The organism is Fulvivirga sp., from assembly GCF_040220315.1.
Classification (GTDB): domain Bacteria; phylum Bacteroidota; class Bacteroidia; order Cytophagales; family Cyclobacteriaceae; genus Fulvivirga.
Map to the genome: position 1 here is coordinate 1 of NZ_JAVJUY010000324.1, position 15,148 is coordinate 15,148.

A 15,148-nucleotide genomic window follows, 5' to 3' on the forward strand; every position below is an offset into this window, starting at 1 on the left:
TTCATAGGACTTATCAGGATGTTGAATTTGAACGATCTCTACCTTATCAAACTGGTGCAATCTGTTTAAACCCCTAACATGCGCCCCCCAGGATCCTGCCTCCCTTCTAAAACATGGCGTATAACCTACATGTTTGATTGGCAATTTATCAACATCCAAGATTACATCTCGATACATGTTAGTAATTGGCACTTCTGCTGTGGGTATTAAAAAGTAATTCTCTAGTTGAATATGATACATCTGACCATCTTTATCTGGTAGTTGGCCGGTACCGTAGCCTGAGTCTTCATTAATCACGATTGGCGGTTGCACTTCTTCAAAGCCCATTTTTACTGCTTCGTCTAAAAAGAAATTAACCATTGCCCGCTGTAAACGTGCACCCTTTCCTTTGTAGAATGGAAATCCCGCTCCTGAAACTTTATTACCTAGTTCAAAATCAATAATGTCATATTTCTTAATAAGGTCCCAATGCGGTAGCGCCCCTTCATACAATTGAGGCACTGCGCCATACTCATAAACAACTTCATTCGCCTCTTCGTTTGCTCCGGCAGGCACGTTTGAATTTGGAGTATTTGGAACTTTGTACAATAACTGCCTTAACTCGTCTTCTAACGAATTCAGTTTTTCGGTAAGGTTTTTACTGTCAGATTTTAACGCACTGCTTTTATTTTTAATTGCTTCCGCCTCCTCTTTGTGGCCACTTTTCATCAGTTGCCCAATTTGTTTAGAAAGTTGATTAGCTTCAGAAAGGATTTCATCATTTTTAGTCTGGGTGGCTTTCCTTTCATCATCCAATTCAATAATCCTATTAATCAAAGATGCAGCATCTTTTAACTGGCGCTTTTCCAGGGCACTGATCACTTTCTCTTTCTCTGCACGTATGCGATTAACTTCTAGCATATTTGGTTTTTATTAAAATCGCTGCAAAATAATGCATTTTTAAAGTAAAAGGGGAAGAATATTCAGCCTAGATTGATTATTTACGAATAAAGTTTGTGGATTGACTATGGTTACTATATTATTGCAATACCAATTATGAAGTAATTGACTTTAAGAATCATTTCCTGATAAAGAAAGTCATTCAACATCAACAATTTTATCTACTATTCGAAATCAAAACGGTGAATTCTAAAACACCCAATCATTGATATTATTACAACAAAATTACATTCCAATACCACATTATTAATTTATGTATACGATTGAAGAATTAAATGTCAGGCTTCTTTCTGAATTGAAAGAAATAGCTGAAGAATTAAGCCTGAAAAACTACAAGAAACTCTCAAAAGAAGAGCTTGTTTACAAAATCCTTGATCAACAAGCCATCACTCCTGAAGAAAAGCTCCCTAAAAAGAAGTCATCAGAAGAAAGACCCTCTCAGGACAACAAAAAGGATAATCAGAAACGACCTAGAAAACGAGAGAATGTGGCTGAAAAAACTGAGAAAAAAGATGCTAAAGACATGAATGCCGATGAGCTTTTAGAGTCTTTCGACATTGAATTAGAAAAGAGTACTGCTTCTTTAGATGATAAGAAGCCTTCTGACGATAAAAAACCAGCAGACAAGCCAAACAAACCCACCCCAAAGAACAATCCAAAAGATTCAAGGAAAGAGGGTGATGATGATAAAGGTGACCGTAATTCACGGGAAAATAAAGGTAGAGACAACAAGAAGAAAGAGAACACAATCAAAGACTTTGATGGTGTTATCGAAAATGAAGGTGTGCTTGAAATCATGCAAGACGGCTACGGTTTCTTACGTTCTTCAGACTACAACTATTTAGCAAGCCCTGATGACATTTATGTTTCTCCATCTCAAATTAAACTATTCGGCCTAAAAACAGGTGATACCGTTCAAGGGCAAATCAGGCCGCCCAAAGAAGGCGAAAAATACTTCGCACTTCTAAGAGTTGGAACGGTGAATGGAAAAACTACTGAGGAAATCAGAGATCGGGTTTCTTTTGAATATTTGACTCCACTTTTCCCAGAAGAAAAAATTAAACTGAGCACAAAACCTGACAATTATTCAACCAGAATACTGGACTTGTTTTCGCCTATTGGTAAGGGGCAAAGAGGTATGATTGTAGCCCAGCCAAAGACTGGTAAAACGGTGCTTTTGAAAAATGTGGCCAATGCCATTGCCGAAAATCACCCTGAATGCTATTTAATAATTCTTCTGATAGACGAACGCCCAGAGGAAGTAACGGATATGGCTAGAAGCGTAAAAGCTGAGGTTATCTCTTCTACTTTCGATGAGCAGGCCGAACGTCACGTGAAAGTTTCTAGCATGGTGCTTGAAAAAGCGAAAAGAATGGTTGAGTGTGGGCATGATGTTGTTATACTTCTAGATTCGATAACAAGACTTGCAAGGGCTTACAATACTGTAGTACCATCTTCTGGTAAAATTCTTTCTGGTGGTGTGGATGCCAATGCCTTACATAAACCTAAAAGATTCTTTGGTGCTGCAAGAAATGTAGAAAATGGCGGTTCATTAACTATCATAGCTACTGCATTAATAGAAACTGGCTCTAAAATGGATGAAGTTATTTTTGAAGAATTCAAAGGAACCGGTAACATGGAGCTTCAGTTGGATAGAAAACTTTCGAACAAGCGTGTTTATCCTGCAATTGATGTTCCTGCTTCTGGAACAAGAAGAGAAGATCTATTGATGTCAGAAGAAGAATTACAAAGAGTATGGATTCTGAGAAAATTCATGTCTGATATGAACTCAAATGAAGCAATGGACTTCCTGTTATCTAAAATGAGAGGCACCAGAAATAATGAAGAGTTTCTCATATCTATGAATGGGTGATAATCAACTTATTGATAAACTAAAAGCTGCCTAGTGCAGCTTTTTTTTATGTTATGATAATTTATACTTTACTATTTGTAGCGGGCCTAATTGGTGGGGTTTTGGCTGGTATTACCGGAGTTGGAACCGGATTTATAATGATTGCTGTAATTCCAATGGCTTTGGCCCATATGGGAATTCCCGAAGATTTGATCGTAAAACTGACAATAGCAAATACAATATTTGCAACCATGTGTTCTTCTTTTTTAAATAATGTGCAGCTTATGGCCAAGAGAAACATGTATTGGAATGAAACTCTGATTCTTGCTGGTGCTGCAGGTGCCACAGCTTCAATATTGCTACAGCTTGTTGTTTACAATACCAGCTATTCTAAAGAGGCTTATAATATTATCATTGTTATCCTTTTGGCTTATATTATTATTCGTACGCTTAGTAAGTTAAGAAAGCGTCTGGAAGAAAAAGAGAGCATTACCTTACCCAAACTCATTGTAACAGGTATGAGTGGTGGTGCAGTAGCAGCATTAACAGGTTTGGGTGGTGGGTCTATGGTTATACCCATGCTTAATCTTTGGATGAAGGTAGATGTAATAAAGGCTAAAAAAATAACGTATGGTACAATCTTTATTACTTCTCTTTTTTTAACATTTTTAAATATCATTAATAAACCAACAGTAGACCTGGGCTACGCCCACCTGGGCTTTATTCTTTTCCCGGTAGCATTGCCGTTGGCTATTGGTGTTATAATCGGATCACCACTTGGGCTTAAGTTGGGCGAAAAAACACCTGCCAGGGTTATATCCTATTTGTTCTTAACTATTATTGGTATCGTAATGCTAAGAAAAATCATTGAGTTGCTCTGCTAAGTTTCGTTAACTTTGTTTCAAATTAACTTATTATGGCGCTATTATTTAACGATTTTGCTAGTTGGAAAGCACATTGCGAACAAGAGAAGGTACCACTATATCAACCTGTTCTTGATTACGAAAAAGAACAAAAAGGAAGAGGTGAAGCACAAGTTTGGGAAGGCCTGCAGCGAGCCTATGATGTAATGAAAGAAGCTGTTAATACTGGCCTATCTGAAGATATGTCTTCCCGATCCGGTATGATTAACAATGGAGCCAAAAAGGTTTATCAAAACGAAAAAACTGTGCTTTCCAGGGAATTTCAAAATCTGATTTCAAGAGCACTTGCAGCTAAAGAAGTAAATTCATGTATGGGAAGAATTGTAGCCGCACCTACAGCTGGGGCTTCAGGCATTCTTCCTGGCACACTCTATACACTTCAGGAAATTCATGGACTTGAGGATAAAAAAATATTGGAAGGACTTTTAATTGGCGCTGGTATTGCGTTAATCATTGAACAAAAAGCTTCGCTGGCAGGTGCTGTTGGTGGTTGTCAGGCAGAAACAGGTAGTGCGGCTGCCATGGCTGCTGGTGCTATTGTTTATTGTTTGGGCGGAGATATCGATCAAATATTTAATGCGGTGGCGATAACGGTGCAGTGTATGCTAGGCCTTGTTTGTGATCCTGTTGCTGGTTTGGTGGAAGTGCCTTGTGTGGTGCGTAATGCAAGTGCCGCGGCTATAGCTAATTCTTCCGCACAAATTGCACTTTCAAATGTGAGTGCTGTTATACCTGTAGATGAATGCATTGATGCTATGGGTGAAGTAGGGCAAAGCATGGAAAATAGGTATAAGGAAACTGCCATGGGTGGTTTAGCAGCAACCAAAACCGGTCAGGCTATTTCTAAAAAAGTTCTTATTCAGGATATAGAAATTCTTCCGGATGAGCATCCTGAGGAATAAATGCCTTTATTGTATCTCCTGCATAATATACTAGTGCCGTTAAAATGAAAGACCAAAGTATGGCACTTACAAACATATATGAAATTACTACCTTCTTTGGTGTATGATAGGTCGCTAATAAAAGCGTACCTCCTATTGGGGTTAATAATATTGGTGTTAAAAAGGCAACACCTTTTATACCATACTTCTTCCAAATAGCAACAAATTGTCTATTACGCTTTGAGAAAGTTTTCCTTTTCTTGAAAATCTTATTCAGCCATTTTTCGCGAATAAAATTCCCCAAATAGGTAAACAGTATGACGCTTGTCATCATTCCAACAATCGTTATAATTACAGTTAACATATAAGAAAATCCTGCACCATAACCACCAACAGGTCCAAAAATGAACTTTAGCATGGTTAGTAAGATAATAGAAATGGCTTTTAGTATTTCAGCGATCATCCTGTAAAATTAGGATATCACACTGTATGTATATACCAAATAAATAAGAAGTAATAAAGCCCCTGAAAATCTTCCCATTTTTCGCTTGTAGAGCATTAAAGGAAGTATGAGAAGAGTAATGCCCAGCATCACAGTCATGTCTTGATGAATAATTGCCTCACTTACATGTATGTCTTGAATAATACTGGTGATTCCAAGTATGGAGAGTATATTAAAAATGTTTGATCCCATCAGGTTGCCCAAAGCAAGATCTGTTTCCTTTTTTATGGATGCTACGATTGCAGTAACCAACTCTGGTAAGCTGGTTCCTAATGCCAGAACCGTAATGCCAATTACACGTTCACTCACACCTAAAAATGTCGCCATCTCCTTTGCCCCTCCCACAAACCAATCAGCTCCAAAATAAAGTCCGGCACAACCACCGATAATATATAGCGAATCCTTTATAAGATTATTAGAAACCTCAGGCAAGTCAAGGTCTTCTTCAGAATCTCTTAATGCCTTTGTTTCTTTTCTTGATTTTCTGATGATATAAACCGTGTATACAATCAATAACAATATAAACACGACCCCTTCAATAGAATCTATAACAGCATCTTTCTCCTTAACCACAAAGTATAAGAGCAGTGAACTACCCATAGTTACGGGCCAATCTATTTTAATAGAATCTTTTTGAACACTTATAGGGCCAATAAGTGCCGTAATTCCTAATACAAGTGCCAGGTTACAAATATTAGATCCAACAACATTACCCATAGTCATGTCTGGGCTACCTTCCAATGCAGCTTTAATACTAATTAAAAGTTCTGGGGCAGATGTACCGAATGCTACTACTGTGAGGCCAACTACTAACGGAGAAATATGTGCTCTTAGTGCCAAGCTGGAAGCACCTCTTACGAGGAAATCGCCCCCCATAATGAGGACAAACAATCCAACTATAAGCATTACGATATCTAATAACATAGTTTGCTACTATAACTTTTCTCCAAAACTTAGATCACCTGCGTCCCCCAGGCCAGGTACTATGAAAGAATGTTCATTAAGTTTTTCATCTAATGAAGCAGTCCATATAGTATAATCAATTGATAAATGGTCGGCAATATAGTTAATTCCCTCTGGTGCAGCAACTGCTGAGACAAAATGTACAGAACTTGGCAAGCCATTTACAGTCAACTGGTTATAAGCTTTAATAAGTGATTTGCCAGTGGCCAACATAGGGTCTATAATTATTAATGGCCTGTTCTTTATTTCAGGTGCTGCAACATAATCTAACTTTACTGCTATTTCAGAAGAACCCTCCTGTCTATACTCACCTATAAAGGCTACATCAGACTGATCAAAGTAATCTAAAAAGCCATCAAAAAAAGGTATTGAAGCTCTGAGTATAGTTACTAACACAGGTTGTTCTGAAAGTAAATTAACTTTAGTCAAAGCCAATGGAGTTTCTACTGACTGCACAACATATTTCAAAGACTTTGACACCTCGTACCCCATAACCTGACCTAATTTTTTCAAATTATGCCTGAATTTGGCCCGATCCTTTTGAATATCTTTGTGCCTCAACTCAAATAGAAAATGATTAGCAATTGATGCTTTTTCATTGATTATTACAACCATTGACATGGCAGGGTTAGGGTTTGATTGATTAATAATTAAGATTGAAATATAATTATTATTAGATAACTAGCGGAATTTACATAGAACTATTTTTGAAAAAAATGAGTGAATATATATTGTTAAAACGTTTGTGTAAGGTTCATGCACCTTCAGGAAATGAATCAGCGATGAAAGACTTTTTACTAACATACGTTGAGGAAAACAAGAATCGGTGGAAAGTAGCCCCACAAATAATTCATGGAGAAGAATTTCAAGATTGTTTAATTCTCACATTCGGAAATCCACGAACCGCCATATTCGCCCACATGGATTCTATAGGTTATACGGTACGATATGAAGATCAACTGGTGCCTATTGGCGGACCACATGCAGAAACAGGGACCAAATTAGTTGGTAGTGATAGTTTAGGACCCATTGAGTGTGAACTGCATTTGACAGACGATAAGCAAGTTAAATATAAATTTGGAAGAGCCATTGATACTGGCACAGACCTGACCTATAAATGCAATTTTAGAGAGACAAAAGAATACATCACAACCTGCTACCTCGATAATCGATTAGGTATTTATTCAGCACTAAAAGTTGCTGAAACGTTAACTGATGGAATTATCGTATTTAGCTGCTGGGAAGAACATGGCGGGGGATCAATGCCCTATCTGCTAAAATATATTTACGAAAACTGGAAAATAAAAAATACACTTATTTCAGATATCACCTGGGTTACTGACGGGGTACACCCCGGCAATGGTGTGGTGATAAGTTTACGTGACAGAAATATACCCAGAAGAGCCTATATTAATAAAATTATAGGGTTAGCACAGGAGAGCACTATCCCCTTTCAGCTGGAAGTAGAAGCCAATGGCAGCAGTGATGGCAGGGAAATTCAAACCTCACCGTATCCAATAGATTGGTGTTTTATTGGAGCACCAGAAGATAATGTTCATTCGCCTGACGAAACAGTGAATAAAAAGGATATCAAGAACATGATTGAACTTTATTCTTATCTAATGGAAAAACTATAATGCTAGTCTTTCCTTAATCTTTATATATTTGCAGGCTCATTTTAAAATACCCGTCTATTCGGCTTATTTATGGTAATTAAAGACAAGAAATTCGTCAAATACATTACTCAGGAAGAAATTAGTAAGAAAGTTAGGAGCCTGGCCCGCAAAGTTAATACTGATTATAAGGATAAAAGGCCTCTGTTTATAGCTATTTTGAATGGTTCATTCATGTTTGCTTCTGATTTACTTAAAGAAGTTAAAATTGATTGCGAAATTTCATTTGTGAAAGTAGCCAGTTACGAAGAAATGGAAAGCTCGGGAAATGTTAAACAATTGATAGGATTGAACGAAAACATCTTTAAGAAAGATGTTGTAATTCTTGAAGATATTATTGATACGGGCAGAACCATCACAAAAATTCAAGATGAGTTTCATTCGCTTGGTGCTGCTTCAGTTGAAGTGATTACACTGTTACAAAAGCCTAAATCGAAAGACGCAGGTGTAGAATTGAAATATGTTGGGTTTGACATTCCAGATAAATTTGTTGTAGGTTATGGACTCGATTATGATGGTCTGGGAAGAAATACAAAGGATATATTTCAACTTAAAGACTAGCCCAATTTTTTACCTTATATTTAAAGCTTCAAAAAATTAGAACATGCTAAATATTGTGATTTTTGGCCCTCCCGGAGCGGGTAAGGGTACCCAAAGTGAGAAACTAATCGATAAATATAACCTAAAGCATATATCTACCGGGGATTTATTCAGATGGCACACGAGCAACGATACAGAACTTGGACTTAAGGTAAAAGAAATTATGAATAACGGAGAACTCGTCTCCGATGACATAACCATTGCCATGCTCAAAGAAGAAGTTGAAAAAAATGAAGGTGCAGGCGGATTTTTGTTCGATGGATTTCCCAGAACGGTGGCACAGGCAAAAGCACTTGATGAATTAATGAAGGAAATGGGTACGAAAATTCATCATGTGGTTGAACTCAAAGTATCTGAAGAGGAAGTAAAAAAGAGAATTGCAAAAAGAAGAGAACTTGAGAACCGAATGGACGATGCCGATGAAAAATTGATCAAAAGAATAGATGAATATTTTAGTAAGACTGTGCATGTGTTGCCTTATTATGCTAAGCAAAACAGGTTATCAACAGTTAACGGTATTGGTGCTATAGATGAGATCTCGAAAGAAATCATAAAAGTGTTGGATAAGTAAAAGACCTATGTCTTCATCCAATTTTATAGATTACGTAAAATTTTGTTCCCGATCAGGTTCTGGAGGCAATGGAGCAGTTAGCTTTAGAAGGGAAAAACACGTTCCTAAAGGTGGTCCTGATGGAGGAAACGGTGGCCGGGGCGGCCATATAATCCTCAAAGGCAATGCTCAACTTTGGACATTACTGCACCTGAAGTATAAAAAGCACGTTATCGCCTCTAATGGTGAAAGTGGCAGTGGCAGTAGAAGTTCAGGTGCAGACGGTGAAGATGTAATTCTTGAAGTACCACTTGGTACCGTTGCCAGAAATGCTGAAACCAACGAAAAACTATTCGAGATTACAGAAGATGGTGAAGAAAGAATTCTAACACCCGGTGGCCGAGGCGGACTCGGTAACGAAAATTTTAAAACCGCTACAAACCAAACGCCAAGGTTTGCACAACCAGGGGAACCTGGCTTGGAAGAATGGATAATCCTTGAGCTTAAAGTTTTAGCAGACGTAGGCTTAGTTGGATTCCCAAATGCAGGCAAGTCAACTTTACTTTCCGTGCTATCAGCGGCCAAACCAGAAATTGCTGACTATCCTTTTACAACGCTTGTGCCCAATCTAGGTGTGGTATCATACAGAGACTATAAGTCTTTTGTAATGGCAGATATTCCTGGAATCATCGAAGGAGCATCTGAAGGTAAAGGGTTGGGAATTCGTTTTTTAAGACATATAGAAAGAAATTCGATTCTACTTTTTCTAATTCCTGCGGATGCAGATGACATTAAACAGGAATACCACATTTTACTCAAAGAACTTAAAAAGTACAATCCTGAACTTCTCGACAAGGAACGCTTGCTGGCCATTTCAAAATCTGATTTGCTTGACGATGAATTAAAGAATGAAGTGGCACAAGAATTACCAGAGGGTATTCCCTTTCATTTTATTTCATCCATTACCCAGCAAGGACTAACTGAATTAAAAGACACTATCTGGAAGTCATTAAATGACTAACATTGTGTCAATTTGACATATACACGCCATTGGCAGAGTAATTGACACTTCATCACCCATAAATTATTGGTTTATTGTAGAAAGGCATATGAAATCTGAAAATACAGAACAAAAAGACTCTTTAAAGGAAGAAAAAGTGGATAAAATGGAAGAAACAGTCAACGAAGTGAACGAGCTGGAAGAAGAACAAAAAGCAGATTCTGAAGAAGAATCTGACGAGTTGACTAAAATAAAAGACGAGTTGGCAGAGAGTAAGGATAAATATATTAGGCTATATTCTGAGTTTGAAAATTTCAGAAGACGAACAGCCAAAGAAAAATTAGATCTTGTTCAAACCGCCAATGAAGATTTAATGGCTGCTTTAATTCCGGTGCTTGACGATTTCGAACGGGCTGAAAAATCATTCGAAAAAGAAGATGTTGAATTAAAAGCGATAAAGGAAGGTATCGATCTGGTACATGCCAAGCTAAAGAAAGTGTTGGAGCAAAAAGGATTAATTCCAATGAAAGGAGATATTGGAATGGACTTCGATCCTGATTTTCATGAGGCAATTACTCAAATTCCAGCTCCTGAAAAGAAATTGAAAGGCAAGGTGGTAGACATCATTGAAAAAGGATACCTGTTGAAAGAGAAAGTAGTGCGATATGCCAAAGTAGTAACAGGAAATTAATCCTGTATAAAATTTAAGAACATGGCAAAGAGAGATTATTACGAAGTATTAGGAGTTGATAAATCTGCCAATGCAGATGAAATAAAAAAAGCCTACCGCAAGGTAGCTATTAAGTATCATCCTGATAAAAACCCTGACAATCCGGAAGCAGAAGAAAAGTTTAAAGAAGCTGCAGAAGCTTATGAAGTCCTGCGCGACCCTCAGAAGAAACAGCGTTATGACCAATTTGGCCATGCAGGTATGAATGGTGGCGGCTTCGGTGGTGGCGGTGGCATGAACATGGAAGATATCTTCTCACAATTTGGAGATATTTTTGGTGGCGGTGGCAGCCCCTTCGATAGCTTTTTTGGTGGCGGTGGAGGTCGCGGTAGACGCGGACGAAAAGGTTCTAACCTTCGTATAAAGTTAAAACTCACTCTAGAAGAAATTGCCCACGGTGTTGAGAAAAAAATTAAAGTAAACAGGCTTGTAAGGGCAGAAGGCGTTACGTTCAAAAACTGTAGCCAATGCCAGGGTACAGGCCAGGTTAGAAAAGTAGTAAACACTATGTTGGGTCAAATGGTATCGTCTTCTACTTGCCCAACATGCGGTGGCGCAGGTAAAACAGTAGATTCCAGACCTACAGGAGTTGATAGTTCAGGGCTAGAGTCTAAAGAAGAAGTAATATCAATAAAGATACCAGCAGGGGTTTCTGAAGGAATGCAATTGTCAATGTCTGGCAAAGGCAACGAAGCACCAGGTGGCGGAGCAGCGGGAGACCTTTTAATTCTAATTGAGGAAAAAGAAAATGATACCCTGGTAAGAGACGGAAATAATGTGGTATACGACCTGTATATCAGTTTTATAGATGCTGCATTGGGTACTTCTATTGAGGTTCCTACTATTACAGGTAAAGTAAGGATTAAAATTGAGCCCGGCACTCAGGCAGGTAAGGTATTGAGGCTAAGAGGCAAAGGAATAAAAGATATCAATGGCTATGGCAGTGGAGATCAGCTTATTCATGTAAATGTATGGACACCAAAAACATTAACAGCAGAAGAACGTCAAAAGCTTGAAAGTCTTCGGGAATCAGCCAATTTTAAGCCAAATCCAGAAAAAGGTGAGAAAGGGTTCTTTGAGAAAATGAAGGAGTTCTTTTAATTAAAAAAGATTAATTAGTACGAAAGGGACAATGTAAGAAATTGTCCCTTTTTGCTTTAAAATTATCTGTCCATAATGTAACTCAAAGTGCTGAGCAGCCGTTACTTACTGTCATGCGAGAAGGAATTCTGTTATTGGGGATCGGAATCATCAGTACTTCCCTTACAGTTGCTCAAGTAAAGAAGCAATTTTCTATAGATAATAGTGATGCAGTAGAGCGCGTTGACTTAGATTTTGGAGCGAACAGTGGAACCTGTTTTATCAAATCATCAACAACTAATGAATTATTAACTGTTTACGGTAATCAAGACTACAATAGTTACTCGCATTCTTTTAATAAAGAAATTTCAGATAATACCTGCTACATAAAACTTAATCTGGAGGATGATAAATCTGCAGGTTTGAGCCGATCTATTTCTTACCGCATGTTCGGGAGTGATGAAAAAACTTCTGATAATCTGTGGAAGATGTATTTATCTTCTGAAAAAGTGTACGATTTAAATCTAAGGTACGGAATTGGAAATGCCAATATCGATTTAAGCGGCCTTTCAATTGAGAAGATAAAAATTAATACTGGTAGTGCAGATGTAAATCTGAGAGCCTCGGATTACAATAAAGTTGAAATGGATACTTTCTATGTTCAGGTAGATATGGGCTCCGTGAAAGTAGAAAACGTTAACTTCTCCAAATCAAAGAATATTATAGCTGATGTTGGTTTTGGGGATTTACTTCTTGATTTTTCTGATAAATCAGCACTTGCAACAAATGTATATGGAAGCGTAGGTGCCGGCAATCTTATGATTGTTCTACCCTCTAGCAACACTCCTGTAAAAGTAAAAATTAGTAACTCATGGTTATGTAAAGTGAGCCTACTCAAATCATTTAAAGATATTGGTAACAACACTTTCGTAAATGAGGCTTATTCAGAAAATGCTACTAACATATTAAACTTTGACCTTGATGTTAGCATGGGCAAGATAATCTTCAAAGAGCAGCCTGCTTTATCATCAAACTAGTCTCATCATTTATTTTATAAACCGCTTATCTTTTTAGGTTATAGTTCACTTTTCTTTTTTATAGCTTAGAAAAAAATTTACGTGCATGTGTAATATTCTTGTTTATTCATGCACTAACTCCCTGAACTAAAAAGAAGAATACTTTGAACGCACTAGAAGTAAGGAATGTTAAAAAAAGCTATGCGCAGCATACTGCCTTAGATGATGTAAGCATCACCATTCCAGAGAAATCAATCTATGGACTGCTCGGACCTAATGGAGCAGGTAAAACCACACTGATCAGAATTATCAATCAAATTATAAATTCGGATTCAGGCACAATTTTAATTAACGGTGAAGAACTCAACCTGAACCACATTTCTATAATTGGTTATCTGCCGGAAGAGCGCGGCTTATACAAGAAAATGAAGGTTGGTGAGCAACTTGTTTACCTTGGGCAGCTTCGAAATCTGAGCAAGAAAGAAGCCATTATACGAAGCAAGCAGTGGTGTGAGAAGTTGGAAATCATTCAATGGTGGGATAAAAAAATTGAAGACTTATCGAAAGGGATGGCGCAGAAAATACAGTTTATATCTACGGTACTTAACGAGCCTAAACTTATTATTCTTGATGAGCCTTTTTCAGGGTTTGATCCTATCAATGCTAATTTGATTAAAGATGAAATTCTCGAGTTAAGGGAAAAAGGCAGTACTGTTATTTTCTCAACACATAGGATGGAGTCAGTGGAGGAACTATGTGATAACATTGCATTAATTAACCATTCAAAGGTAATTCTGGAAGGAAACAAGAGAGATATAAAAAACTCCTTTAGAAATAACACCTACATTGTAACCCATAAGAATAAGTTGAATGGTACTTTGAGTGATGATATTAAGCTCTTAGCTGAACATCACATTCATGATGATATTTTTGAATCTACACTTCAAACTTCTGAAAATACATCATCCAATGATTTAATAAGTCATCTGGTCAAATCAACTGAAATAATGGGCTTTAATGAGAAAATTCCATCCATCAATGACATTTTTATCTCGCAAGTGAAAGGAGGGCAAAATGGATAAGATATTACTAATAATCGAAAGAGAATTTAAAAGCAGGGTTCAAAAGAAATCATTTCTGATAGCAACCCTACTTGTTCCATTGCTATTCCCAGCTGTAATAGGCGGGCTGGCTTATTTTGCCATCCAGGAGAAAGAGAATTCAGGCCCAAGGAAATTAATGGTTATCAATGAGATGGATAGTTTATCACTCAAAAGTAATGATGACTTTGAAGTTAATCTATTGGACAATCCTCTGGAGCAAGCTTTAGTAGCATTTAATGAAAGTGAGAATTTTGGGCTTTTATATGTACCCGAACTGGATATAGAAAAGCCCGAAGGCATTGTGCTTTATACAAAAACTACACCTGGCCCATCTGTTGTAGGCGATATTGAAAGTTTACTTGAAGGGCACATTAAGGATCTGAAGCTTATAAAATACAATATTGATAAAGCAACATTATCAAAGCTCAATACTCAATTAGCCCTTGACACTCGCTTGAGTAATCAAGAAAATGAACAATCTAGCAGCTCCGGGCTGGCCTCAGGCATTGGTTACATTACCGGATTTCTAATTTACATGTTTCTGTTTGTATATGGAGGCCAGGTAATGCAAGGTGTTATAGAAGAAAAGAACAGTAAGATTGTCGAGGTTATTGTTTCTACAGTAAAACCGTTTCATTTTATGCTGGGCAAGGTGGTAGGCGTTGCTTCGGTAGGATTACTTCAGATAATAATCTGGATTGCTATTATGGGTGGCATTTATATGGGTGCTGGTTCATATTTGGGTTTGGATAAAACAAGGGAAGCTCAAATAGAACAAGTATCAAAAAATGTAGGTGCAGATTCTGAAGACTTAAAACAAAGCATTGCCGAGAATCCCAAGATTAAAAAAGCGTATGAACAGATTGGCAACATCCCGATAGTAACAGTAGTAATTAGTTTTGTTATCTATTTTATTGGTGGCTATTTACTTTATGGTGCGTTGTTTGCTGCCGTTGGTTCTGCAGTAGATACCCCAGCAGATGCACAACAGTTTATGTTACCTATTATGTTGCCAATTATTATCGGCTTTTTCGGTATGTCTATGTTTGTATTTGATGACCCAAGTGGAAGTATGAGCTTTTGGCTATCAATGATACCCTTTACATCACCCATTGTTATGATGGGAAGAATAGGGTTTGGTGTGCCACTCTGGGAGCTGGCATTGTCAGTGCTACTTCTAATCGGTGGCTTTATATTTACTATTTGGTTGGCTGGCAGAATTTATAGGGTTGGTATTTTAATGCACGGAGCTAAGGTGAATTACAAGGTTTTAGCCAAGTGGTTGATGATGAAAAACTAGTTTTTAACAAATATTTGAGCAAACCGGATGGCAAAG

At 37.5% G+C, this 15,148-nt stretch carries 16 protein-coding genes; 12 read left to right on the forward strand and 4 right to left on the reverse strand.

Annotated elements, in window-relative coordinates; genetic code table 11:
• On the reverse strand, positions 1–900 hold a 900-nt coding region (locus RLO81_RS16465), incomplete at its 3' end, for an aminoacyl--tRNA ligase-related protein (protein WP_350114146.1).
• A gap of 292 nt (positions 901–1,192) precedes the next feature.
• On the opposite strand from RLO81_RS16465, the gene rho reads away from it, so the two are divergent.
• From rho to sdaAA, 3 genes are read left to right on the forward strand one after another with little or no spacing between them, the layout of a single operon-like run.
• Complete coding sequence (gene rho, locus RLO81_RS16470; RefSeq protein ID WP_350114149.1) at positions 1,193–2,812, forward strand: transcription termination factor Rho; 1,620 nt, start codon at positions 1,193–1,195, stop codon at positions 2,810–2,812.
• 53 nt (positions 2,813–2,865) lie between these two features.
• Positions 2,866–3,675, forward strand: coding sequence for a sulfite exporter TauE/SafE family protein (locus RLO81_RS16475; protein ID WP_350114152.1), 810 nt, complete (start codon positions 2,866–2,868; stop codon positions 3,673–3,675).
• 32 nt (positions 3,676–3,707) lie between these two features.
• A complete protein-coding gene (gene sdaAA / locus RLO81_RS16480) occupies positions 3,708–4,616 on the forward strand; it encodes an L-serine ammonia-lyase, iron-sulfur-dependent, subunit alpha (RefSeq protein ID WP_350114155.1) in 909 nt (302 codons plus the stop codon).
• Here sdaAA and RLO81_RS16485 read toward each other — a convergent pair.
• From RLO81_RS16485 to upp, 3 genes are read right to left on the reverse strand one after another with little or no spacing between them, the layout of a single operon-like run.
• Positions 4,570–5,058: a hypothetical protein gene (locus RLO81_RS16485; protein ID WP_350114158.1), complete on the reverse strand. Its 489-nt coding sequence runs from the start codon at positions 5,056–5,058 to the stop codon at positions 4,570–4,572. The two genes, sdaAA and RLO81_RS16485, sit on opposite strands and share 47 nt — an antisense overlap.
• Positions 5,059–5,067: 9 nt before the next feature.
• Positions 5,068–6,021 carry a calcium/sodium antiporter gene (locus tag RLO81_RS16490; RefSeq protein ID WP_350114161.1) on the reverse strand — a complete coding sequence of 318 codons (954 nt, stop codon included), beginning with the start codon at positions 6,019–6,021 and terminating at the stop codon, positions 5,068–5,070.
• A gap of 9 nt (positions 6,022–6,030) precedes the next feature.
• Positions 6,031–6,675, reverse strand: coding sequence for a uracil phosphoribosyltransferase (gene upp, locus RLO81_RS16495; protein ID WP_350114165.1), 645 nt, complete (start codon positions 6,673–6,675; stop codon positions 6,031–6,033).
• A 101-nt stretch (positions 6,676–6,776) separates the two neighbouring features.
• Between upp and RLO81_RS16500 the strand changes: the two genes are divergently transcribed.
• The 9 genes from RLO81_RS16500 (at position 6,777) to RLO81_RS16540 (ending at position 15,112) form a co-directional block, all read left to right on the forward strand.
• Positions 6,777–7,697: a M20/M25/M40 family metallo-hydrolase gene (locus RLO81_RS16500; protein WP_350114168.1), complete on the forward strand. Its 921-nt coding sequence runs from the start codon at positions 6,777–6,779 to the stop codon at positions 7,695–7,697.
• 69 nt (positions 7,698–7,766) lie between these two features.
• Positions 7,767–8,294 carry a hypoxanthine phosphoribosyltransferase gene (gene hpt / locus RLO81_RS16505; protein ID WP_350114171.1) on the forward strand — a complete coding sequence of 176 codons (528 nt, stop codon included), beginning with the start codon at positions 7,767–7,769 and terminating at the stop codon, positions 8,292–8,294.
• A 43-nt stretch (positions 8,295–8,337) separates the two neighbouring features.
• Positions 8,338–8,904, forward strand: a complete 567-nt coding sequence (locus tag RLO81_RS16510) for an adenylate kinase (protein ID WP_350114174.1) — start codon at positions 8,338–8,340, stop codon at positions 8,902–8,904.
• A gap of 7 nt (positions 8,905–8,911) precedes the next feature.
• The gene (gene obgE, locus RLO81_RS16515; RefSeq protein WP_350114177.1) at positions 8,912–9,904 is read left to right on the forward strand and encodes a GTPase ObgE; all 993 of its coding nucleotides are present in this window, start codon (positions 8,912–8,914) and stop codon (positions 9,902–9,904) included.
• Between the two features lie 88 nt (positions 9,905–9,992).
• Positions 9,993–10,574, forward strand: a complete 582-nt coding sequence (locus tag RLO81_RS16520; RefSeq protein ID WP_350114180.1) for a nucleotide exchange factor GrpE — start codon at positions 9,993–9,995, stop codon at positions 10,572–10,574.
• A 21-nt stretch (positions 10,575–10,595) separates the two neighbouring features.
• Positions 10,596–11,714 (forward strand): molecular chaperone DnaJ, encoded by a 1,119-nt coding sequence (dnaJ, locus tag RLO81_RS16525; RefSeq protein WP_350114183.1) that lies wholly within the window; start codon positions 10,596–10,598, stop codon positions 11,712–11,714.
• A gap of 113 nt (positions 11,715–11,827) precedes the next feature.
• Positions 11,828–12,730 (forward strand): toast rack family protein, encoded by a 903-nt coding sequence (locus RLO81_RS16530; protein ID WP_350114186.1) that lies wholly within the window; start codon positions 11,828–11,830, stop codon positions 12,728–12,730.
• Positions 12,731–12,873: 143 nt separating this feature from the next.
• Complete coding sequence (locus tag RLO81_RS16535; RefSeq protein ID WP_350114189.1) at positions 12,874–13,791, forward strand: ABC transporter ATP-binding protein; 918 nt, start codon at positions 12,874–12,876, stop codon at positions 13,789–13,791.
• Positions 13,784–15,112, forward strand: coding sequence for an ABC transporter permease (locus RLO81_RS16540; protein ID WP_350114193.1), 1,329 nt, complete (start codon positions 13,784–13,786; stop codon positions 15,110–15,112). The genes RLO81_RS16535 and RLO81_RS16540 overlap by 8 nt, the downstream gene beginning before the upstream one ends.
• Positions 15,113–15,148 lie beyond the last annotated feature (36 nt).

What these genes read in the sequence shown, in the direction of transcription:
- rho (WP_350114149.1), top strand. Translation starts at nt 1,193, where the DNA reads ATGTATACGATTGAAGAATTAAATGTCAGGCTTCTTTCTGAATTGAAA.
- RLO81_RS16475 (WP_350114152.1), top strand. Translation starts at nt 2,866, where the DNA reads ATGATAATTTATACTTTACTATTTGTAGCGGGCCTAATTGGTGGGGTT.
- sdaAA (WP_350114155.1), top strand. Translation starts at nt 3,708, where the DNA reads ATGGCGCTATTATTTAACGATTTTGCTAGTTGGAAAGCACATTGCGAA.
- RLO81_RS16485 (WP_350114158.1), bottom strand. Translation starts at nt 5,058, where the DNA reads ATGATCGCTGAAATACTAAAAGCCATTTCTATTATCTTACTAACCATG.
- RLO81_RS16490 (WP_350114161.1), bottom strand. Translation starts at nt 6,021, where the DNA reads ATGTTATTAGATATCGTAATGCTTATAGTTGGATTGTTTGTCCTCATT.
- upp (WP_350114165.1), bottom strand. Translation starts at nt 6,675, where the DNA reads ATGGTTGTAATAATCAATGAAAAAGCATCAATTGCTAATCATTTTCTA.
- RLO81_RS16500 (WP_350114168.1), top strand. Translation starts at nt 6,777, where the DNA reads ATGAGTGAATATATATTGTTAAAACGTTTGTGTAAGGTTCATGCACCT.
- hpt (WP_350114171.1), top strand. Translation starts at nt 7,767, where the DNA reads ATGGTAATTAAAGACAAGAAATTCGTCAAATACATTACTCAGGAAGAA.
- RLO81_RS16510 (WP_350114174.1), top strand. Translation starts at nt 8,338, where the DNA reads ATGCTAAATATTGTGATTTTTGGCCCTCCCGGAGCGGGTAAGGGTACC.
- obgE (WP_350114177.1), top strand. Translation starts at nt 8,912, where the DNA reads ATGTCTTCATCCAATTTTATAGATTACGTAAAATTTTGTTCCCGATCA.
- RLO81_RS16520 (WP_350114180.1), top strand. Translation starts at nt 9,993, where the DNA reads ATGAAATCTGAAAATACAGAACAAAAAGACTCTTTAAAGGAAGAAAAA.
- dnaJ (WP_350114183.1), top strand. Translation starts at nt 10,596, where the DNA reads ATGGCAAAGAGAGATTATTACGAAGTATTAGGAGTTGATAAATCTGCC.
- RLO81_RS16530 (WP_350114186.1), top strand. Translation starts at nt 11,828, where the DNA reads ATGCGAGAAGGAATTCTGTTATTGGGGATCGGAATCATCAGTACTTCC.
- RLO81_RS16540 (WP_350114193.1), top strand. Translation starts at nt 13,784, where the DNA reads ATGGATAAGATATTACTAATAATCGAAAGAGAATTTAAAAGCAGGGTT.